Below are 22,489 nucleotides of genomic sequence, written 5' to 3'. Positions count from 1 at the left end.
AGACTCGCTAACGCTGCGCTAACGTAATTCGTAATTACCCTATGTATAAATGTGGGTTTCGGCAAAAATAGGTGGTTCGCACTTAATTTTACTCATAAATAAACTGATTGATTCTCTATTTTTAATTACGAATTACGAACTACGAATTACGAATTATTTAGTCGCATTTGCAAAATTTCTTGAGCAGCGCGATCGCAAACCCCAACTTCTCCTAAACTTTGCCGCATTTCTTCATAATCTAGCAAAGTTTGCTCTCTGCGACTGGGATTGAGTAGCAGTTCCATCGCTGCTTGGGTAATATTTTCTACTGTGGCTTGCTCTTGTAAAAATTCTGGCACAATCGGCTTCATCACGACTAAATTAGGTGGCGATGCGAAGGTTATTGAACCTTTGAGGATTTTACGAGCGATCCACGCAGTCAAACGACTAAGGCGATAAACTACAACCTGTGGCACATTTAACAGAGCAAGTTCTAGATTGACAGTACCAGATTTGCTAATAGCTAAATCAGCAGCGGCAAAAACTTCCATTTGTTGGCCTGATAGAACTGTAGCCCGCAAACCGTAACGCTCAATAGCCTCCTCGATTGGCTGTCTATAAACTTCCAGCGACAGTGGAATCCAGAAACGAACTTCAGGTAATTTCGCTTGAATAGTTTGGGCAGCTTGAAAAATTACTGGTAAAAGATATTTTAGTTCTTGGCGGCGAGAGGCGGGGAGAAGTGCGATCGCAATTTCTTCTGATGCAATTCCCAGTGTTGCACGAGCTGCTTCCCTAGTAGGAGCATCTTGCATTCGGTCAACCAAAGGATGTCCCACCCAACTAACTTTTGCGCCTTTCTCGCGAAAGTAACGGGCTTCTTGTGGAAAGATTGCCAACAGCTTATCTGTAAAACCAACAATCCGGTTAGTCCTCCGCAAACTTAATGACCAAGCCCACTCTTGGGGAGCAATATAATACACCACAGGCACATCTGGCAGATGCTGTTTCATATAAGTCCCAATTTCCAGATTGGGAGTCATATAATCGATCAGCACTACCAAGTCAGGTGGATTTTGCTTTAAGGAAGCGATCGCTTGACGTTGCACCTGAAGAGTCGGTAAAACATAAGGTAGCCCTTCTAGAATACCCATTGAGCCAATACTACTGGTATTTCCCAACAGAATTGCCCCAGCCTCTACCATTTTTTCGCCACCCAGCGCCACAATCTCTAATTCCAACCCAATCGCCACAGCTTGACGCTTCAGCGCTGAAATTAGTAGCGACCCTTGTAAATCGCCAGATACTTCGCCAGTGCTGATAAATATCCGCATTTGATAATTAAAGTTAGGAGTTAGGAATTAAAAGTGAGGAGTTAAAAGTGAAGAGTTAGGAATGAGGAGTGAAGAGTTAAAAAATGTAATTTATCAACTCATAACTCATAACTCCTAACTCCTAACTTCTAACTCACGATTCATCACTTGCGCCTTTTTTCCCTTTACTGGGAATCAAGCCACGTCTTCCAGGCATCTGAGAAAGTAGAAGGAAGCGTCGCAGATGCTGCAATTCTTCGCTATCCCCTAACAATTCCAACTGTTCCAAAGCATCCTTAAAAGACAAATTAGAACGGTAGAGAATGCGGAAGGCTTTTTTCAGCATAAGCAAATCTGCTGAGTCCATACCAGACCGTTTGAGTCCGACAAGATTGAGGGTTCGTACCCGCGCTGGATTTCCTTCCACTAGCATATATGGAGCCACATCCCGGTCAATACGTGCCATACCTCCCACCATTGCTTGTCTACCAATATGCACAAATTGATGGACACCTAAAACTCCACTGAGCCTAGCGCGTGACTCTATATGGACATGACCAGCCAACGCCACAGAGTTAGCAATCACTACTTGGTCTTCAATGACGCAGTTATGAGCCACATGGACATAAGCCATCAACAGATTACCATCACCAATTATTGTCGCTTCACCAGCACCAGTAGCGCGGTTAATGGTAACGTACTCACGAATCAAGTTGTTATCACCAATTTTGACCCAGGTTGGTTCTCCTACAAACTTCAGATCCTGGGGTTCCATGCCGATGGCTGCACCTGTAAAAATCTGATTTTGCGCCCCAATTTCACAAGGCCCCTCTAGCACTGCATGAGCGCCGATTATTGTTTCAGGGCCCACTTTGACATGCGCTCCAATCACAGCATAGGCACCGACTTGCACTGTATGGTGAAGTTCCGATTTCGGATGAATTACAGCAGTTGGATGAATTAGCGTTTTCAAGGGTGAATCTCCAGAACTGTCTTAATAATCCAGCGCCAGGCGGGGTTTTTGAGGCAGCGCGTTACTCTGGTTAAGAGAGTTGTATCGACTACCGCCCCATTGAGGCGACTGGCGTTGTTGAGTGTGAAATATTTCAGTGAACGAAAGTGTCGGGCAAAGCAAGTTAAGTGTGTTTGTGAGTGCGTCTCGTAGAGAGGGCGGCGAAAATCAAGAAATTATTCAGATGCTATTGTGGATTTTTTAACTGTTATCCTGAAACAGGATTCAGTAGGGGCATTTCACGGCTATACCCATACCACGAAAGCAAACTTTTAGCTAACTAAAGAAAACATTAATTCCCCTTCACAAGCAAGTTGACCATCAACTTCGGCACGACCTTGCATCTTACCGAAACGACGTTGTTTTACCCATAACAGTTCCACCGTCATGACTAGTTGATCTCCCGGCACGACCTGGCGACGAAAGCGAACTTTATCGATACCAGCGAAGACGAACAGCCCGCCTTCTACCGAAGACATTTGAGTTAGGACAATGCCTCCAACTTGTGCCATTGATTCAACAATTAGCACCCCTGGCATCAGTGGACGTTCAGGGAAATGTCCTTGAAAATGGGGTTCGTTGATAGTGACATTTTTAACCCCAACAGCTTTTTTACCTGGCACGTAGTCAATTATTTTGTCTACAAGTAAAAATGGGTAGCGATGGGGTAGCAATTTCTGAATTTCTTCAGATGTGAAAGTTGTTTTTATCTCAGAACTGATTGTAATCTCATTTATACCCTGTGGTTCAGTAGATGTCGGTGTAGTCGTATCGATGGTATTCACTTCAGTGAGGATTGACATTGGCCGTGTAGTTGATTTTTTATCTAAAAGTTGAGTAGGCAGGCGTATATCCAAAGCCTTAATAATCCTGGATTTTAAGCTTTAGTTCTAATCCCAAATCTAAAACCCCAAATCTAAAATTCTTTGAGCCAGTTGAATGTGTAAATTATGGCTGGCTTTATACGCTAAAAAATGAGCACGAGGAAAAGTTCCTAGTAAACTCAAATCTCCTACTAAATCCAAGATTTTATGACGGACTGGCTCATTTGCAAATCTCAACGGTGGATTTAGCCAGCCTTCTGGCCCACAAACGAGTGCATTATCCAAACTGCCACCTTTAATTAACCCTGTTTTTTGTAAGTGTTCAATTTGATGCAGTAAGCCAAAAGTACGCGCAGGAGCAATTTCCGTAGCAAAGCTAGCAGAAGCGTTTTCTAGTTCAGCTGTTAGTGACCAACTATGCCATTGATTACCAATAGCAGGCAGGTCAAAATCAATACCGTAACTAAAGCGGGTTTCTTCTGCTGGAAGGGCACATACAAAGGCATCCCCTTGATAGACCCATATTGGTTCTGTAATAGCCAAGGGAACTTGGTTGTTAACGGGTTGTGAGACTAAGCCAACTTGGGCAATATTAGCTGTCCATACACTTGCTGAACCATCTAAAAGTGGAACTTCTGCACCATCAATTTCAATCCGGGCATTATCCACGCCCATACTCGAAAGTGCTGCCAACAAATGCTCTACCGTGCGAACATATACCTCACCCTTACCCAACTGAGTTGAGAGAACAGTGTGATTAACTGCTGCAACTTGGGCTGGAATTATTGGCAAATCCGGTAAATCCACCCGCACAAAGTAGCGTCCACTTCCCGCCTCGGCTGGTAATATCCGCACCTGGGTATTCACACCGCTATGCAGTCCCACCCCTATTTGGGTGATTTGATCTGCTAGAGTGTGCTGTCGCATAGCCGAAAAGTTAATATATTTCCTTTAGTATTGTTCATCGTCTGTTTTGGTAAAATCCCTGATATTCCCTGAAAAATGTCATTAGTCCCTTTATCGGAACAGTATTGAGGTAAATGTAACAATTAGCAAGCTAATCCAGAAAAGTTATGAGTTAACAGTGAAAAGTGAGGAATTAAAACTCATAACTCCTAACTTCTAACTCCTAACTGGTTAAAATCTTTCGCCAATACCGAAATTAATCCGGCTATCACCATCATCGTTGATACCGTAATCAATCCGAATCGGCCCCAGTGGAGACTGGACGCGAACGCCAAGACCATAACCATAGCCACTGCCATTTTTGTTCAACACTTCAGCAGCCCTAGTACTAGTTCCCAGGTCACTACCGAGATCAAAAAATAGTGCGCCGCTAACTACTGAAAAAACTGGAAACCGATACTCAACTGATGCTTGCACATAAGAGCGTCCACTACCTAATGCTCCTTCTTCATAACCCCGAACGGAGTTGCTACCCCCAAGGGTAAAAGCTTCGTAGGGAGGCAAGTCACCGAGGATAGTTCCTGCTTGCAAGTTAAATGCTAAGGTTTGTGCCCCTTTGCTGAGGCTAATCAGCTTAATGGGTAAATATTGGCTGTAGCTACCCCGCAATCTGGTGAGGAAGATGTTGCCTAGCCCCACAGGGACTGACTGATCGACTCCAAAGCGGAGATAAGAACCACTAGTGGGTTGCAAGGGGTTATTACGGAGATCGCGCTGTGCCCCCACTTGTAACAGTAGTAAATCGTCTTGACCGCTGCTAGAGAGGGTCAGTGGAATTTCATCACTCAGGCGGTTTCCAGTATCATCATCAAATACCGCTCCTGTTTTTCTCAGATTGCCATCACTATCACGGGCGGAAACTCGTTGATACTGTAAGCCCGCTGAGGCAGTCCAGACAGAAGTTTTATAAGGATTGGCAGACAAGGGACGGGTAAAGGTGACACCGCCACCTACACGGAGAATGCGGGGGCGATCCTGAGAATCTACATCAGTGGGATTACCAGGATTAAACGTCCTAATGTCTTCATCTTTACCATCGAAAATCAACGAAATAGAACTGCGACGGAAAATATTGGTTGTGTAGGAAGTCCGGTAAGGATCTCCTGCGATCCAGGGGTCGGTAAACCGCAAGTCAAACAGCAGCTCTCGTTCTCCTACCTGTATTTCTGTCCCCAGTTTTTGGTTCCTACCGTTCAGGTTTTGCTGTTGATAGCTAACTGTTCCAAAAAGTCCGCTAGCAGAGCTAATCCCTGCCCCAGCAGCAATAGAACCGCTACTGCGTTCAGCTACATTTACTACTACATCCACCTTGCTGGGATCAGTACCAGGGTCAAGGGACACATTCACATCTTCAAACAGTCCTAATCCATACACGCGCTGTAGGTCTTTTTGCACTGTGTTGCGATTGAATACTTGTCCTGGCTTCAACTCAACTTCTCTGGTAATGATGTACTCCTGTGTCCGTCCGCGAATTGGTTGTCCCTTTTCGTCTGTTTCCTGACCATCTTTATTGCGGAACCGGACTCTAATGTTTTCTACTACCCCTTCTGCTACTTGTAAGGTAACAACTCCGCTTTCAGAAACTTGTGGCGCTCCAATTACGTTAGCTAGTACGTAACCTTTGTCTTGATACCGCTTGTTTAACTGCTTGATGCCTTCTTGCAAGTCACGCAAGTTGAGGATTTTGCCATACTGCTCCTTAAAGACTTCATCCACAGTATTAGCTGGGAGTACAGAAGCAACACCAGTGCCAGGATTGGCTTGCACTTCTACTTTACTGAGAACGGGGTTAGGCTGGACAACAAAGCTCACCCGCACTCCCAAGGGGGTATCTTCTGGCGCTGCTTGGACGTTGGAGAAGAAGCCAGTACCAAAGATGGCGTTAATATCTTCTTGGAGTTGGCTGCGGGTGGTCGTTTGTCCTGGTTGGGTACGAATTACTCTATAAACTTGGTTTTCCAGTTCTGGTAATAGTTGGCCAGTCTGGGATCTAACTACTACTTCCGATACCAGTACGCGGGGGTCATTGGCTTCTGGGGCTGTGTTGGGTTGAGTATTACCTGGAGTTGTCGGTGGGTTAACATTCTGGGGACTGGGAGTAGTGCCTGGGAATGGCGCAGGTGTTCTTTCTTGACTAGCTGGGGGGGAAATTTCTGGAGCGGTTGATGGTTCTGGAGTTGTGGGTAATAAAGGTTCCGTTGTCGGTGGATTGACATTTTCTGGGACTGGAGTGGTCTCAGGAGTTGGGGAAGGCGTTGGTTGTTGAATTTCTGGCGGTGGAATATCTGGAGCCGGAGACGGCTGTTGAGTAGGGCTGGGATTGATTTCAGGGGTTTGTGCAGTTGTTGGCGTTGTGGAAGTTGGCACAATTACCTCTGAGGTTGCGCTCGCTGCTGGGTTGGCAGGGTAAATTGCAACGACGCGGGATTGGGTACGCTCCGCCTCTATAACTCCTGTGGATTTAGGTCGAGATTCTAGACTTTTACTAGAGTTAACCTGACCAGTGTCCTTTTCTGGCTGCTGATTTGTTTCTAGTGTCAAAACTTCTGTTGTCTGTTTTGAACTGTTGGCGGTTTCTGCATTTGCACTCAATGAGCCACCCAAAGGGGCTGCAATTGCTACTGCTGCCAGCAATACGGGAGATAAACGCATTTTACTTATATTCCTCTTCACGACCACACACACACCATCACAAGGCAATAATGCCCTTATCTCAAAGGTAAAACTCAAAACATAATTTTTTTCTTTTGCTTTTTTACTTTACAAGGCAAAAGGCAAAAGGCAAAAGTTAAATATAATTCCTTCTCACCTTTTGGTTTTTACCTGGTTAACTTGTAGTTTCTACTGCTTTTAGCACTCTTTGTAAGACCTCCTGGTAGGCATCCTCTACATTTCCTAAGTCTCGGCGAAAGCGATCTTTGTCCATTACCCTGCGGTTTGAGTCTTTTTCTGCGGTATCCCACAAACGGCAGGTGTCGGGGCTAATTTCATCTGCCAAGAGCAACTGCTGTTGTGAGTCCAAACCAAACTCTAGTTTGAAGTCTACTAGGGTAATGCCACACCGCTGCCAAAAGTTATTGAGAAATTCATTGATTTGCAATGCTAGATGGGTAATTGCGTCTACTTGTTCCGCAGTCGCTAGTTCTAGCAGGTACAGGCGATCGCGTGTCAACAAAGGATCTCCTAATTGATCGTTTTTATAATAGAACTCAACCAAAGGCTGTTTCAGAATTGTACCCACTGGTAAACCTGTTTGCTGACACAAACTGCCAGCAGCAATATTTCTGATCACCACTTCTAAGGGTAAAATCTTTACTGCCCTCACCCGCATTTGATTTGGGGCAGGACTATCGATAAAGTGAGTCTTTATACCATAAGCCTCCAACTGTTTAAAAAGCTGGCTGGAAATGCTACAATTAATTTTTCCTTTCCCTTGGATGTTGCCACGCTTTTGGGCGTTAAACGCCGTGGCATCGTCCTTAAAATCAGCCAACAAGACTTCTGGATCGTCCGTTGTATAAAGAATTTTTGCTTTGCCTTCGTATAATTTGGAATTAACAGACATAGTGGCAGGTAGTGTTTTAGGCGATGGACAAAAATTGTCCTTTGAGGCTTCACCATTTTATCTTTAGTTATTAACTATTAGCCATTGGTGATTATTTAAGAGGAAGCAGGGGCAGGTTAAAATAATTAATAACCAAATACCTAGCCCAATTTTCTCCTCTGGATCGCTGCCTAATAGCTAATTGCCAAATATTTAGAACAAAATCTCTAACTTTTAACAGAGGACAATTAGCTTTCGTGTCTAGTATCTTCATCTAAGTAGTTTTACTATCAGAATTTTAATTAGTTTTGAGAGAATAAGTTACCAAGGCATACTGATATGTAATAATAATTTTTACTTAAAGGTTTCTTTCGATTGCAGCTAATTACAATTTGAACTTCATAAATTAAGATGAGATAAATTGACAACCGTGAGGAAAATCAAATATTCTCTCTAGCTCCTTTAGCGATTTGTCTGTAATATTTAACACACAAAATTTTTCAAGCTTTATCTTCTAGTCTCAAAATCTGAATTAACCAATTCCCGATCAACAATTGGAAAAGGAGTCGGATGATCTGATTTACCTCAATCTGACAAAAGTAAAGATTAGGTTAGCTAGTAATTCAGCTTCCGAAACTCAAACACAAGGTGAATTGAATAAATGGATAAAAAAATAGTGAACAAGGATGATTTTCTCTTCCCTCGCGGTCGCTACTACGGTCAAGTTAAGCCAGAAAATTTGGTTTTTAATGCAAATCTCCAGGAATTTGCTCAACGAGTAAGTTACATTTGCAACTTAGAAACAGGCGGAAAAGTGCCTCCAGGTGCAGCTTACGAACAAATAAAGGATCTGTGGAAACAGTTGAAACGNCTCAAAAAAGAGCTAGGAATTGGCGAAGATCCGTTTCAAGATGACCAGGGAGAGACTAAAGATTGAAGGGGAGATAGGAGAGATGGGGGAGACAAGGAGAATAAGCAATGACAAATGACAAGTGACCAATGACAAGTGACCAATGACAAGTGACCAATGACTACTTAGTAAGCATTGTCCAAATACCATCCCAGGACTCTGGGGGCGGCGTTTGTTGATAATTACGCGCACGCTCTAGGTGGATATCAACAGCTTGGTCTTGAGGTTGGATAGATTTGGCGGACTCGAAACAAGCGATGGCTTGTGAAAAGTTGCGCGATAAATAAGCAGCGCGTCCAGTATGATAGTGAAACAAAAACTCTTGAGTGTTGGCATCTAACTCAGTAGTGCGATCGCCAATTAACTCGTAGATATTCACGGCCTGGTGTTTCCCTTTGACGCGGATTTTATCTAACTGGCGCACCCAAATGCGATCGCTGCACAGTTGGTAAGTAAATTCACTTAAAATAATATCACAACCATAATCTTTAGTTACCGTTTCCAAGCGCGAACTTAAATTTACACCATCTCCAATTACGGTGTAATCCATCCGTTTGCGAGAACCAATATTACCCGAAACCACATCCCCAGAACTAATCCCAATGCCAATACGAATTTGCGGCTGTGCCTGGATAATTCGCCGTTGGTTAAATTCTTCTAAGCGGCGTCTCATATCTAACGCTGACTGTATAGCCCTCCAAGCATGATTTTCTGTCAATGGTAGCGGCGCACCAAATACCGCCATTAAGGCATCACCAATAAATTTATCGAGAGTGCCTTCGTGGTTAAAAACCGCCTCTACCATCGTTTCAAAATACTGATTGAGCAGCAATACCACTTCAGCTGCACCGAGATTTTCTGTAAGTGTTGTGTAGCCACGGATATCAGAAAACAAGATAGTTACTTCCTTCCGTTCACCTACCATTAAAGCATCTTCCCCCAATGCCATAACTTGTTCAGCGACATGGGGTGTCAGATAGCGGGACATGGTAGTTTTCATCCGTTTTTCCTGAGTAATGTCTTCTAAAACCACCAAACCACCACGTACACCGCCTTCTGGGTTAGTCAGGGGATTAACAGTAAGATTGATATTGCGCTCTAATGTTTGTACCTCATGAGAAGTGAGAAACTCAGATTGGGGAGTCAGAGGTTGATTCCAGGGAATAAAAATATCGGGGTTAGTGCGATCGCACAATGCTAAAATCGAGTGATAAGTACTGAATGCTAAGTATTGAGTTTCACTTTTAACTCCTAACTCCTCATTCATAACTTGATGTACTCCCAGTATCAAACTTTGCTCTGGCACATAATGTTTAGCTCCAGTTTTGAGACTATCTTCTAGTCGCATTTGGAGATTTTCAATTGGCACAACTTCCCAAACTAGGCGACCAATCAAATTTTGTTCCCACAAAAGTTTGTTGTTTTTACTATTAGCGTCTCCTATCGGACAACCCAGCAACTCTAGGGCTGCATCATTAATCGTGACAATCTGTCCCGCCATATCTGTAGAAATCACAGCATCTGACAGACTTTGTAAAATATCTTTTTGATACTGTTTTTCTAACAGCACATTTTCAAACAGCCGAGCATTTTCTAAGGCAATTCCTGCCTGATTATTAAAAGCCCGCATAAACTCTTCATCAGAAGCAGTAAAACTACTTTGTTGCTTATTAATTAATTGTGTAACGCCAATCAATTCATTTGCAGAATTAAATACTGGTAAACATAGGATATTGCGAGTTATATAACCAGTTTTTTTATCTATAGTCGGGTCAAAGCGGGGGTCTTTATAAACATCAGAAATATTTAAGGCTTCACCAGTGGAAGCTACATATCCAGCAATGCCACGATTAGCAGGAATGCGAATTTCTATCAAGTTTGTGCCATCTGCTGCCACTGCAACTTTCGTCGAGAGTTCGTTTAGCTCTTTACGATATAAAAACAGTGTACTGCGGTCTGCTTGCATTAAAATTCGGGCTTGTTCCATGACTATCTGCAAAGTTGCTTCTAAATCTAAACTTTGCCCCAGTGTCTGAGTTGCCCGCAACAAAGCCGTTGCGCCTCTTTGATTACGAGCCGCTACATAAAAAGATTGGCAGCTTTCCAAGATAATACCAATTGAAGCCGCAAAGTCTCGAAAACGTTCTTCATCATCATGATTAAACGGAACATTCCCGGTTTTATTAGCTAGTTGCACTACCGCTACAGTCTGGTTTTTGCTACTGATAACGGGCATACATAAAAGATTACGGATTTTGTAGCCCATTTGTTTTTCAAGTTCTGGGCTAAATAGGGGATGAGTATAAGTTTCAGATATATTGAGATATTGACCTGTACTAGCAACATGTCCAGGGATACCCACGGTAATGGGAGTACGAATTTCTAAGAATTTTTGGCTATTATCTTGAGGAACTTTTGACCACAGTTGACCTTTGTCATAATCAACTAAAAAAATGGCTGTATGTTCTGCTTGGAGAATTTGACCAATTTTGAGTGTGATAGCTTCTAATACTTTCTCCAACATAGTTTCTAGAGCTTCATTATTGATTAGTTCAATAGCTCTCAAAAATTGCTGGAACTCAGCAGTTATAAAGTCGAGTAAGCAAACAAATTCATTAACAGATAAGTCTTTGACGCGACGCAGTAGGGCATGAGCACGATTAACTTGAGTTAGTTCAGTTAATGTAGCCAAGACGCTGCCTGAGTTGGGGAGTGTCATGGTAATTTTAGATTTTAGATTTTGGGCATTGGGATTAGGGAAGAGGTGACAGGTGACAGGTGATAGGAAATAACCTGTAACCTATTCCCTTTTTCACTCCCTACTTCCTACTCTCCGATTGTGCCAACTGTTCAGAAAATATCACCTTTTGATAGTAATCTTGTAGCTGTCTGGTGGCAGCTGCCCAACCCCAACTTTCTGCTTCCTGGCGGGCATTTTGACGGATGGTGTCTCGTTGTTGTTTTTGTTCTAAGAGTCGAACAGTAGCAGCTAATGCTCCTTGAATATCTGCTGTTGGCTCAAAAAGATATCCATTTACGCCATCTGTCACAATATCAGGAATTCCCCCGGAACGGGCTGCTACCACGGGACAGCCAGCAGCCATCGCTTCTAGTAGCACTAAGCCTAGTGTTTCTGTACGGGAAGGAAAGATGAAGGCATCAGCACTCGCAAAGGCAGAACCTAACTCTTGCCCCATAAGATAGCCAACAAAATAAGTATTTGTGCCAGCAAAGTGTTTTTGCAATGCTTGACGGTGCGGCCCATCGCCAACCAATGCCAATCGCGCTTGGGGAATTGCTTCTAAGATTGGTTTGATGCGCTCAATTTCTTTTTCAGCGGAAAGCCGTCCAACGTAAAGTAGCAATGGACTTTCTGGATGATTTTGTGATAAATGCGATCGCATCTCTACATTAGCTAAATCGGGGTGAAATAATTCTGTATCTACCCCACGCTGCCATAAATCTACACGTTCAATACCATGCGCTGTTAATTCCTCCACCATTGCTGTGGAGGTACACAGATTTAAAGCTGCTTGATTATGAGCGCCTTTCAGTAGTTCCCAAAGAAAACCTTCCAGCATCCCCAAGCCGTAATGCTGGAGATATTGGGGTAAATGGGTATGATAAGAAGCCACCAAGGGGATTTTGAGGATTTTGCTATAAAATATACCAGACAAACCCAAAACGGCTGGATTCACGACATGAATAACATCTGGCTTAAACTCTTCTAAAGTGTAACCAATGGCTGGGCGGGGTAATGCCATTTTTAATTCTGGATACAATGGCAGAGGAAAGCCACTAACGCCGTAAACTTTAGCGCCTTTGTGTTCTGTGATGCCTCCATCAGGGGCAATCACCAATACCTGATTACCGCTGCGCTGGAGATGATCGACAGTATGGCGCAGGCGCGTTACAATGCCGTCAACCTTGGGTAAAAAGGTTTCGGTAAATAGGGCAATTCTCATAAAAAACTATTCAGTCCAGGCAGATAATCTCAGCTTAAGAGTGCATTTTGCTATTAAACACAGAGTAAACTGTCTCGCGTCCTGTAATCAATTCTGCACAATCAAAATAACTGTAGTAAACAGTAAATTTAGTAGTAGCTGGAAGATACGCCTGATGAATAATAAATAGTTGGTCGCCATATTGTGCTAAAATATGACGACCATTTTTAGACCCACGATTTACTGGGGTTTATTTTAATTTCTGTGCCAAGAGACTTTAGGCAGAATTTGTTTGTGATCTACTCGTGTCTGATACTTGATGGCAAAGTTTAACAGAGAATCGAGGAGAGAATCAGAGAGCAGGTGAGGCTGCAAACCTAAATCAAGCAATTTTGTATTTTTAGCGTTGAAGTAATGTTCTTCCTTCTCGACTCTGGGATTATCTAAATGATTGATTTCTACGTTCAATCCGATAGCGTTACCAGCTTTTTTCACCATCAATGCCAATTCGCCAACGCTGAATTGTTCGGTAAATTGATTAAATACGCGGAATTCACCAGCTTCGGCAGGATTAGCGATCGCTAATTCTACACATCTGACTGTATCCCGAATATCCAAAAATCCGCGAGTTTGTCCACCTTTACCGTAGACAGTTAACGGATGTCCAATTGCTGCTTGAATACAAAAGCGGTTCAGTGCAGTACCAAACACACCATCGTAATCCAGCCGATTAATCAATAGTTCGTCTATCCCCGTTTCTTCGGTTAAAACGCCATAAACTATACCTTGATTTAAATCAGTTGCCCGCAATCCCCAAATCCGGCAAGCAAAGTGGATGTTATGACTATCATGGACTTTGCTTAAGTGGTACATCGAACCGGGCTGCTTGGGATAAGGTAGGGTATCCTTGCGTCCATTGTGTTCAATGGTTATATACCCTTCTTCGATGTCAATATTGGGTGTACCGTATTCGCCCATCGTTCCCAGCTTCACCAAATGACAGTCGGGGAAATCTTCCCGCATGGCGTACAGCAAGTTCAACGTACCAACTACATTATTGACCTGGGTAACAACTGCGTGTTCTCGGTCAATCATGGAAAATGGGGCCGAACGCTGTTCGCCAAAATGCACCAGAGCATTTGGCTGAAATTGCTGTAATGTTTTATGGAGAAACTCGTAATTCGTAATATCGCCGATGAACAAGTCGATCGATTTACCTGTCAAATCTTGCCAGCGCTGGAGACGTTGTTGAATTAGTGCGATCGGAGTGAGAGTTTCGACACCAAGTTCATTATCCCAGTGCCGCCGCACCAAACTATCTAGAATTCCAACTTCATAACCTCGATTGGAAAGGTAAAGAGCAGTTGCCCAACCGCAATATCCATCACCACCAATAACCAGGACTTTCATCTTCACCAGTTTTTACTCGCTGATAGCTAAATCTATCAGGTTTCTGTACCCTCTTAATCATTATTCTGGGGGAGATGTGGATTTTGGAGGGAGATGAGGGAGATAAACAAAACTCCTAACTCTTAACTCCTAACTCAGCATTCCTAACACCCAACGCTCCATTAAAACTTTAAAATCCGATACTGGTGGGCAATGTAATAAAACAAACGATAGTAATTTTGAAATTCTTGGCTCTTACTCCGTCCCTGTAAATGGTATTTCACTTGACTTTGAGTTAGCGTCAGTGTCATCGAACTTACTCCTCGTTCGACTTCTACAAGCATTACCCCAGCTACTCCTTGAGCGGTCTGAAAGTTGGATTTTATCTTTTTCATGGACTCTGGATCGTTTGGCAGCTGATGACTTGCCCACCCGCGAATTTCCACTGAGTTATCCTGTGGTGAAATAAACGCAATTCCATCACCATTTTCTGAGGCTACTAAAGAAGTCCAATTACTCGGATATAGAAATTCAAAGCCATAACGAGAGTTGCTATAAGTTTTCCAGGCGATCGCTCCGGCATTAAAATCATTTACAGTACAACCCCACAGCATGATTAACAGGGCAATGACTCCGCTAACGCTGGCGGCAAGCCGATAAATTCTTCGCCCCAAACTAGAGATTCTATTAGCAGTAGCCATTTACATTACACATTTTGCCAAAGTTACTGATTTTATAGAAATACCAGAAACTCTGAATATTGCACTATTCTCAATCAGCTAACTAGTAGTCTGCCACATCAATTTTAAGAGATTCGTAGTGAGCGATAAATCGCTCAATTTCAAGGGCTAGAGCCACTAGTGATGAACCATAAAGCATCATATTATGGTGCAAGCAAACCCAGATGTAAACAAATGTAACAAAATTAGCGTTAAAACGCTTTACTGTCTTGACAACCAATAAAAGAACCGATAACTTGATATACATACCCGGGTAAGACCGTTAAAGAGTTATATGCAAACGCAAACTAAGCAAAAGGTCACTTTGTATTTATCGCCAGAGTTGCACAGAAAACTGAAGATTCGTTCAGCAGTTGATTCCGAGCCAATGTCAGAACTTGCCGAACGTGCCCTTGGTTTTTACCTATCCAATCAAGAATTGGTTGACGAGTTAGAAGATTCTTCTTATGGGCGGACTCATAGAGTTTACTCATGCCCAACTTGTGATAGTTCGCTAGTCTTACGTGATGGGGAACTGGTTACTTTAGGCAATCAACCAGGAGTAGTTGGTCAAGAGCATCTTTCTCTCGATGAGATGGATGAAAGTGAAACCAATCCCAAGGGTGAGGAAGAGTTAGTTCCTTGCTAAATAAATAGATATTTATGATTCGGTTTTCTTCACCAGAAGCAATGTCTCTACTGTCTCTATAAGGTCTCAAGTAGGTCGAAGTATGAACGAAGAGCTCAAAATCCTAATTCAAGCTCAATACCCTTTAATCTACCTTGTGACCTCCGAGGAAGAGCGGGCCGAGCAAGCAATTTCCACAATCGCCCAGTTATTAAAGCCCCAGCGTCGAGTATTTGTTTGGACAGTAACACACGGGATTGTTGAGTATGGTCAACCCCGGAATGTCACCCAACATAATACCGTGTCTCCAGAGGCGGCGATCGAGTGGATCATCCGGCAGAAAGAACCAAGTATATTTATTCTTAAAGATTTACATCCTTTTATAGATGCGCCTGCAACTAATAGATCGTTACGCGATGCGATCGCTAGTTTCAAAGGTATGCAAAAGAACATCATTTTGATGTCCCCAATGCAACAAGTACCTATAGAACTGGAAAAGGAAGTTGTTGTTCTCGACTTTACATTGCCAGATATGGCTGAGTTGAATAAAGTCTTAACTCACCATATAGAGCAAAATCGTGGTCGGCGGCTGACAACAGAAGCCAGAGAAAAACTTCTCAGAGCTGCTTTGGGTCTAACTAAAGATGAAGCGGAGAAAGTCTACCGTAAGGCACAGGTAACTAAAGAGCGTTTGACGGAAGATGAAGTAGACATCGTTTTATCTGAGAAAAAGCAACTAATTCGGCGCAATGGCATCTTAGAATACATTGAAGAAGATGAAACGATTGATGCTGTAGGTGGCTTAGAAGAGTTAAAAAGATGGCTCAAGCAACGCTCCAACGCTTTTACAGAAAGAGCGAGAGACTATGGTTTGCCTCAACCAAAGGGGATGTTAATTTTAGGAGTTCCCGGTTGCGGTAAGTCATTAATTGCCAAAACTACTTCCCGACTGTGGGGTTTACCACTGTTGCGGTTGGATATGGGGCGAGTTTACGACGGCTCAATGGTGGGACGAAGTGAAGCAAATCTGCGAAATGCCCTGAAAACAGCAGAATCTATTTCCCCAGCAATTTTGTTTATCGATGAATTAGATAAATCCTTTGCTGGTAGTGGAGGTTCCTCAGATTCTGATGGAGGGACTTCTAGCAGAATCTTCGGCTCCTTCCTCACATGGATGCAAGATAAGAAATCACCAGTGTTCGTGATGGCAACTGCCAACCGAGTAGAACGTTTACCTGGTGAATTCTTGAGGAAAGGACGCTTTGATGAAATTTTCTTTGTCGATCTGCCAACACCGGAAGAACGGCAAGATATTTTCAATATTCATCTGACCAAACGCCGTGAAGACATCTCTCGATTCGATCTTGAGCAACTAGCCAAGATGTCTGATGGCTTTTCTGGGGCAGAAGTTGAACAAGCGATCGTTGCGGCAATGTATGAAGCTTTTGCCCAAGATCGGGAGTTCACCCAACTAGATATTATTGCTGCACTGAAGGCAACTTTGCCGCTGTCTCGAACGATGCAAGAACAAGTAACGGCTCTGAGAGATTGGGCCAGACAGCGCGCACGCCCCGCAGCATCCTCCGTAGCTGAATATCAGCGAATGGAGTTTTAAAAGCTTTCCTCTGCCATCCCAGGGGGAAAGGCTAGCTGAAAATGCTAGCAGTTATAAGAAAAGCCGCATCCTGTTAAGCGCGGCTTCGCCCAAAACAAACCGTTGTCGTTTTTCTCAATCTTCTCATTGGAGGAAACCCAAATGTCTCACTTTAGCACCCTGCGTACCAAAATCACCGATGCCGAAATCCTCAAGGCTTCCTTGCGCGACCTCGGCATCAGCGTAAAGACTGAAGCTGATGTCCGTGGTTATAACGGTCAGCGTGTCCGTTCTGACATCGTTGCCGTGTTGGAAGGCGAATATGACCTCGGCTGGTCTCGCAATGGCGATGGTTCTTTTGACCTAATCGCTGACTTGTGGGGCGTTGCTAAGAAGCACAACCAAACCGAGTTGATCAACTCAATCAACCAAAAGTATGCCGTTAACAAAACTTTGGCTGAAGTAAAACAGCGCGGTCTGCAAAACGCCAATGTGAAGTTGGTATTGCAATAACAATTTCTCTGCGCGTTCCCAAAGCTGCACGGGTTAACCATATAAATAGCGGTTAGCCCGCTTTTTTATCGGGACTGAGATTTATTTCTCAGTCCCGATTTTATTTTTGTACAAGGTTGCCTTTACAAACTAGAGTATTATGCTACGGAGAACGATGAATTATGTCTAATTTTTGCAACTAAACCTCCAGATGTAAAAGAACAGGAGTGGTTGCTAGTCATATTTAATCAGACTAAAGGTGAACGGTATTGGAGCGTTCATACTGGGAGCTTAAAGCAAGTCTATTACAAATGGGCAGAAAAAATAGGAGTTCTTAAGTCTAAATAGCAGTAAGTTTATAAGTTGGGTTAAGGTTGTGCCTAATCCACTAATTTTGATGACTTCAAATCTTCACGCCATGTAAAAATAATTTGCTCCTCAGCTTGCCTAAATTCAATATTAAATTTATCAAATACAACTTCTCGACCTAAAAGCAATTGTTCTCCGCCTGTATTGGTTTGCAACCATGCTACAGGAGTAATAAAATTGTGTTCATCAATTGTCATTTCGACATTACGTAAAACGTACTCAACTCTGCCCCCTATCGTTTCTGCCAACAAAGTTGATTCAGAGTCAGCCAAAGCATAGCCTAAATCTTGACCAACTTTTAATGAAATTAAACTTAATTCAGCACCAGAATCTACTAACATTGTTGTATTAGATTCTATATCTCCGTGTTTTAAAATAACACTATAATTTGGTTGCCAATCATGGCGAGCGATGCTGCGAAAGCGAATTGGTAAAATTTCTATGGAAGCAGTGCGACGCGGAACTAGATAAATTAAAAAAGGCTGTTTTGCAGCATTAGCTAATGCTAAAACTTCACGTAAGTTTTCGCTGTGAGCAATTATTCCATTTGCATTGTAAGCAATATATTGGTTTTTATATAAATCTAATAACATCTGGCGGTTCCGATTTAACCACTTGAACATTTCATCTGTTTCTCTTTTAGTGGGAGTTGTGTTCATATATTTAATGTTGTCCATGTATGTGGAATATCTCTGGCACTATTTTAATTGTCTGCTGCAAGAGGTGAGCTACCAAACCTGACTAAATCTAAATCTAAAATAAACCCACCACTAGAAGTAAAACCCTTTGTATCAATTTGCTTGTTGATGGTAATGCGCGATCGCATCGCCGGAGATCCACTTTTGCGCCTATAGCTTAGACTGAGAGAAAAGCTTAGTATCGATGAATCAAAGTGTAAGTGGTACTCCCAGCCTGGAAGAACACACTCATCAAAATCCTGTTGCTACGAAACAACAGGTATTTAGGAAGCAACTAATTGTCCTTACCTTGGAAATGCTTCTAGCATTACCTCTGGGTTTACTCCTCGCAAAGTTCCAAATTGGCAGGATTGCCTGGATATTTGGCGGGATTGCGGCTGGTACTCTAGTTCTCCAAGGGTGTCGAATTTTTTATCAATATTCTCCCCAACCTAACCGCACTGCTAGAAAAGTGGGAATGGCACTTGTCGGCTTAACTGTCGGCGCTTCCAATGCCCACGCTAATATAGCTAGTATTGCTTCTGGTATTCCTATATTTATTTTTCTTACCTTATTTCTGCTGCTGAGTGGAGGCTGTATTGGTTACATTTACTCCCGCGCCAGCAAAACCAACCTATTTACAGCAATGCTGGCTACAGTCCCTGGTGGTGTAGGAATTATGGCAGCGATCGCAGCCGATTACAATAAAAATGTTAGTTTGGTTGCCTTAGTTCAGGCGATTCGCGTTACCTCTGTAGTTGTTTTAATTCCCCTCGTCGCGAAAACATCAACTGGTAATTACTATCCGCAAACACTCCCAATCAACACTGCTTGGCTTAATCTCGATTTATCTCAACTAGAATTACTCTTGTTAGTACTCATAATCACTGGATTAGTAGTTTATCCAGCTATATTATTTAAAATTCCCGCTGGCGATTTCTTTGGTGCATTGTTGATTGGTATCGGGTTTAATCCTTTGCTACATTGGCTGCCTTTTGTGGGTGATATTAGCTTTAGTCCGCCACCAATAATAAACTTATTGGGTCAAATGCTCTTGGGAATTACTATTGGTGAATATTGGGGAGATAAACCCAACTTTAGAAAGCGGACTGTCGCCTATGCCTTGATGTCTGTAGGAATGACTCTTGTAGCCGGAGCGATCGCTGCTATACTTGCGATGCAATTAACCTCTTGGGACTGGTTAACCTGTCTTTTAGTCACAGCGCCAGGAGGATCGGCAGAAATGATCCTGGTTTCCCTGGCATTGAATCATAATGTTGAAATTGTCACAACTGGCCATTTAGTGCGACTAATTGCAATTAATAGTTCCCTACCGCTTTGGGTGTTTTTGTTTCGCCGTCTGGATGAGCAACTTTCAGAACCAGTTTAATTCTGCTGAAAAATAAAGGTCAAAAGCCCAAATCAGTGAAAATCCCTAAAATGTTAACTGTATAAAAGGAAATCATTAATTAGTTTAGGTTTTGAGGTTAGTCAACGAGCATAAGTTTTTTGCCAGAGCGAGCGATCGCGTGGAATTTGATCCAGATTGTTTACCAGGATTCCGAGCGGCGTTCCACCCATCACACATAACTAAACAGATTTTCTGTCAAAACAACTTTAGCAAATACGATACACTGAGTGAATTACTCAGCTTTTAATCATGAAAATACAACGCACAATTTACTGGAACAAGCTGACAGAGATTCAAGAACTAAAAGAGTTTTTTGAAGAAGATTTCCAAGGATTTAAAAAGCTCATAGAAGATCGCATTGAAGAGTTTGAAAAATTTTCTGATGACGCTCTAGATAAATTTAGCAAACTGCGGGCGTTAGAAGTAACTAATGGTTGCACTCAATGGGGATTTCGTCGCGGCGATAAAGAATGTTTGTCTGTAGAACAGACCCGTGAATGTATGAATCTAGTCATGGGTTTTATGAAACGGACAGAATTATATTTCCCTAGTGAGGGCCAAATTGAATTTGACGACGAACAAAAAGCATTTATTCAAGCAGGGCGATCGCTTTACAAAGATGCATTTAAAAACAATGTTAAGGAGTCAGAGCGTGAATACTACGCTGCATCAACAGCCCAGTTTATTGTCTATGGGCATGAACGTATGGAACGAGCTATGGCATTAGTCAAGCAAGATTATGAAACTCTCTTTTCGCCCTACTACATTGAACGAGGACAAAAATATATTGTTCCCTATTTAAAAGGGTTTGAATAGATATAGGACTCATATCTGATTTTTGAACAAATTTTCAGATAAAACCCTTATAAAACGGGCTTTTCAGTCTCAGTATGTTTTCAGAAATCAAATCGGAGTCCTATATCTCCGAAATATATACAGCGAATTTCAAGTTAGTGAGGTGCGCAAGTTAAGTCTCAAAGCCAGGTATAGTATAAAGCCTGTTTTACTTCTGTTAGCGCAGCGGGGCGTAGCCCATTCTGACTCTTCTCTACGAGACGCTCCGCGAACGGCAGGCTCAGGGCATCGCTTCTGAATTCTGAATTCTGAATTCTGAATTCTGCTGTATATAAATCGTCATTATCAATTACGAATTATTTTGACGCCTCTGAACCAGAACAATCAAATAGATGTAAACCTAAACGTTGGGAAAGTTCTTCACAAACCTTTACCCCCCGCACACTATTACCACGCACATCCAACAACGGTGAAAAAACTCCAATGCCCATTTTATTGGGTACAACGGCAATAATCCCACCACAAATCCCGCTTTTCGCCGGAATCCCAATTTTATAAGCCCACTCACCTGCAAAGTTGTACATTCCACAGGTATACATAACACTCAGAATATCTTTGATGTAACGTTTATCTACGGCCCGTTCTTTGGTGATGGGGTTAATACCTTTGTTCGCCAGAGTAGCCGCCATCACTGCTAAGTCTTGACAATTCACCATCACAGCACACTGCTGGAAATAAAGATCAAGCGCTTCTTCAATGTTTCGGTCAATCATGCCAAAGTTGAGCATCAAATGCGCCATTGCGCGGTTACGATGCCCTGTACTCCGTTCTGAGGTAAAAACTGAAATATCAACGAATACGTCGCGCCCAATATATCGCCGAAACATATCCAGCATTCGGTTAAGGCGTTCGGTGGGGCCGGAACCTTTGATTAAACTAGTGGTGGCGATCGCTCCAGCGTTTACCATTGGATTATAAGGTCGCTTCGATTGCTCATCCAAAACAATCGCGTTGAATGCATCCCCCGTCGGTTCTACGCCAACTCTAGTTAAAACATAATCTAATCCATGATCTTCTAAGGCAAGTCCATAAGCAAACACCTTAGAAATTGACTGAATAGTAAAAAGTTGCTCGTAGTCCCCAACCTTGTAAACCTGACCATCTACTGTCACAATGCAAATGCTGAACAAATCCGGGTTTGCCTTTGCCAGTTCGGGAATGTATTTCGCTACTGCACCCTCCCGCAGAGACTTGTACTGGGAATGCAACTCGTTGAGAACAGCTTTTAATGGCGATGGTTCTATTTCTATATCTCCTTGATTTGTCATTAGGCTGATGGCATTTCCCAAAATACCTACTATATATAGAAGAGGTGCAGCTGTACATCCCTACTGTTACAAAGATTTTGTCAAAAACAGCTTGCTCCAAAAAATCATACTTGAGCAATTACTGAAGATAAACAAGATAATATGTAATTTACATTACATGCAACATCTGTTGTTTAAGCGATCGCAAAGTTTTCTTAATTTTTAAGTCATTAATCCTGAAAAATATTAATTTGAGTATTGTCCTTTTTTTTATACTCAGCAATACGGTCAGCGAAAGTTATATTTATCACCAATACTAGTCTAGTTGTGGAGAATGAAAGTAATGATTGATGTAAGTAGAAAAAACTTTGAAAAAATATATCAGACTCAAGCTAACTCGCATAATTTTTTAAGATGTAACTCATATCACCACTTACTCATAGTTAAATCTAAATATTTCATTAAATAAATGATTTTAAGCATTTATGCCGTTGCTATTTAATTAAAGTTATATTACCTTCTTATAGGAAATAGCCAAAAAGTATGTGTTCTAGAATACACGGGTAGTTGCGAGCCTTTAGAAGTGATGTGAATAAGGTATCGCCACTTTAGTGTG

Annotated in this window: 19 protein-coding genes; 6 read left to right on the top strand and 13 right to left on the bottom strand. The window is 42.4% G+C overall.

Features of this window, described 5'->3' with window-relative positions; translation table 11 throughout:
- Window positions 1-146: 146 nt before the first annotated feature.
- The 6 genes from lpxB to purC all read right to left on the bottom strand — a co-directional run bounded on the left by lpxB (window position 147) and on the right by purC (window position 7,659).
- Window positions 147-1,313, bottom strand: coding sequence for a lipid-A-disaccharide synthase (gene lpxB / locus QUD05_RS21885; RefSeq protein ID WP_289797907.1), 1,167 nt, complete (start codon window positions 1,311-1,313; stop codon window positions 147-149).
- A 133-nt stretch (window positions 1,314-1,446) separates the two neighbouring features.
- Window positions 1,447-2,265, bottom strand: a complete 819-nt coding sequence (gene lpxA / locus QUD05_RS21880; RefSeq protein WP_289797906.1) for an acyl-ACP--UDP-N-acetylglucosamine O-acyltransferase — start codon at window positions 2,263-2,265, stop codon at window positions 1,447-1,449.
- 311 nt (window positions 2,266-2,576) lie between these two features.
- Window positions 2,577-3,107 carry a 3-hydroxyacyl-ACP dehydratase FabZ gene (gene fabZ, locus QUD05_RS21875; protein WP_289797905.1) on the bottom strand — a complete coding sequence of 177 codons (531 nt, stop codon included), beginning with the start codon at window positions 3,105-3,107 and terminating at the stop codon, window positions 2,577-2,579.
- A 99-nt stretch (window positions 3,108-3,206) separates the two neighbouring features.
- Window positions 3,207-4,055, bottom strand: coding sequence for a UDP-3-O-acyl-N-acetylglucosamine deacetylase (lpxC, locus tag QUD05_RS21870; RefSeq protein WP_289797904.1), 849 nt, complete (start codon window positions 4,053-4,055; stop codon window positions 3,207-3,209).
- 210 nt (window positions 4,056-4,265) lie between these two features.
- Entirely contained in the window at window positions 4,266-6,746 is a 2,481-nt protein-coding gene (locus QUD05_RS21865) for a BamA/TamA family outer membrane protein (RefSeq protein ID WP_289797903.1), read from the bottom strand.
- A 175-nt stretch (window positions 6,747-6,921) separates the two neighbouring features.
- Complete coding sequence (gene purC / locus QUD05_RS21860) at window positions 6,922-7,659, bottom strand: phosphoribosylaminoimidazolesuccinocarboxamide synthase (RefSeq protein WP_289797902.1); 738 nt, start codon at window positions 7,657-7,659, stop codon at window positions 6,922-6,924.
- A gap of 640 nt (window positions 7,660-8,299) precedes the next feature.
- Here purC and QUD05_RS21855 point away from each other — a divergent pair.
- Window positions 8,300-8,575: a DUF7219 family protein gene (locus tag QUD05_RS21855; RefSeq protein ID WP_289797901.1), complete on the top strand. Its 276-nt coding sequence runs from the start codon at window positions 8,300-8,302 to the stop codon at window positions 8,573-8,575.
- 94 nt (window positions 8,576-8,669) lie between these two features.
- On the opposite strand, the gene QUD05_RS21850 is transcribed toward QUD05_RS21855, so the two are convergent.
- The 4 genes from QUD05_RS21850 to QUD05_RS21835 all read right to left on the bottom strand — a co-directional run bounded on the left by QUD05_RS21850 (window position 8,670) and on the right by QUD05_RS21835 (window position 14,582).
- Window positions 8,670-11,267 (bottom strand): adenylate/guanylate cyclase domain-containing protein, encoded by a 2,598-nt coding sequence (locus QUD05_RS21850; protein WP_289797900.1) that lies wholly within the window; start codon window positions 11,265-11,267, stop codon window positions 8,670-8,672.
- A 100-nt stretch (window positions 11,268-11,367) separates the two neighbouring features.
- A complete protein-coding gene (locus QUD05_RS21845) occupies window positions 11,368-12,513 on the bottom strand; it encodes a glycosyltransferase family 4 protein (protein WP_289797899.1) in 1,146 nt (381 codons plus the stop codon).
- Between the two features lie 234 nt (window positions 12,514-12,747).
- Window positions 12,748-13,902, bottom strand: a complete 1,155-nt coding sequence (locus QUD05_RS21840; protein ID WP_289800043.1) for an NAD-dependent epimerase/dehydratase family protein — start codon at window positions 13,900-13,902, stop codon at window positions 12,748-12,750.
- A 161-nt stretch (window positions 13,903-14,063) separates the two neighbouring features.
- Window positions 14,064-14,582 (bottom strand): hypothetical protein, encoded by a 519-nt coding sequence (locus tag QUD05_RS21835; protein WP_289797898.1) that lies wholly within the window; start codon window positions 14,580-14,582, stop codon window positions 14,064-14,066.
- 313 nt (window positions 14,583-14,895) lie between these two features.
- Here QUD05_RS21835 and QUD05_RS21830 point away from each other — a divergent pair, with 313 nt between their 5' ends.
- The 3 genes from QUD05_RS21830 (at window position 14,896) to QUD05_RS21820 (ending at window position 17,335) form a co-directional block, all read left to right on the top strand.
- Window positions 14,896-15,249, top strand: a complete 354-nt coding sequence (locus tag QUD05_RS21830) for a slr0373 family blue light stress response protein (RefSeq protein WP_289797897.1) — start codon at window positions 14,896-14,898, stop codon at window positions 15,247-15,249.
- Window positions 15,250-15,331: 82 nt separating this feature from the next.
- Window positions 15,332-16,843, top strand: a complete 1,512-nt coding sequence (gene ycf46, locus QUD05_RS21825) for a stress-responsive protein Ycf46 (RefSeq protein ID WP_289797896.1) — start codon at window positions 15,332-15,334, stop codon at window positions 16,841-16,843.
- 141 nt (window positions 16,844-16,984) lie between these two features.
- Complete coding sequence (locus QUD05_RS21820; RefSeq protein ID WP_094350625.1) at window positions 16,985-17,335, top strand: DUF1257 domain-containing protein; 351 nt, start codon at window positions 16,985-16,987, stop codon at window positions 17,333-17,335.
- A 359-nt stretch (window positions 17,336-17,694) separates the two neighbouring features.
- On the opposite strand, the gene QUD05_RS21815 is transcribed toward QUD05_RS21820, so the two are convergent.
- Window positions 17,695-18,360: a retropepsin-like domain-containing protein gene (locus tag QUD05_RS21815; protein ID WP_289797895.1), complete on the bottom strand. Its 666-nt coding sequence runs from the start codon at window positions 18,358-18,360 to the stop codon at window positions 17,695-17,697.
- A 26-nt stretch (window positions 18,361-18,386) separates the two neighbouring features.
- Window positions 18,387-18,509 carry a hypothetical protein gene (locus tag QUD05_RS21810; protein ID WP_289797894.1) on the bottom strand — a complete coding sequence of 41 codons (123 nt, stop codon included), beginning with the start codon at window positions 18,507-18,509 and terminating at the stop codon, window positions 18,387-18,389.
- Between the two features lie 56 nt (window positions 18,510-18,565).
- Between QUD05_RS21810 and QUD05_RS21805 the strand changes: the two genes are divergently transcribed.
- Window positions 18,566-19,750 carry an AbrB family transcriptional regulator gene (locus QUD05_RS21805; RefSeq protein ID WP_289797893.1) on the top strand — a complete coding sequence of 395 codons (1,185 nt, stop codon included), beginning with the start codon at window positions 18,566-18,568 and terminating at the stop codon, window positions 19,748-19,750.
- Between the two features lie 270 nt (window positions 19,751-20,020).
- Complete coding sequence (locus QUD05_RS21800) at window positions 20,021-20,587, top strand: hypothetical protein (protein ID WP_289797892.1); 567 nt, start codon at window positions 20,021-20,023, stop codon at window positions 20,585-20,587.
- A 335-nt stretch (window positions 20,588-20,922) separates the two neighbouring features.
- Here the strand turns inward: QUD05_RS21800 and glsA are convergent, their stop codons facing one another.
- Window positions 20,923-21,903, bottom strand: a complete 981-nt coding sequence (glsA, locus tag QUD05_RS21795; protein ID WP_289800042.1) for a glutaminase A — start codon at window positions 21,901-21,903, stop codon at window positions 20,923-20,925.
- Between the last annotated feature and the right edge of the window lie 586 nt (window positions 21,904-22,489).

Origin of the sequence: Nostoc sp. GT001 (assembly GCF_030382115.1) — a bacterium.
Classification (GTDB): domain Bacteria; phylum Cyanobacteriota; class Cyanobacteriia; order Cyanobacteriales; family Nostocaceae; genus Nostoc.
Note: the sequence above shows the minus strand (reverse complement) of the source record. Positions and strands in the feature narration are given on the sequence as shown.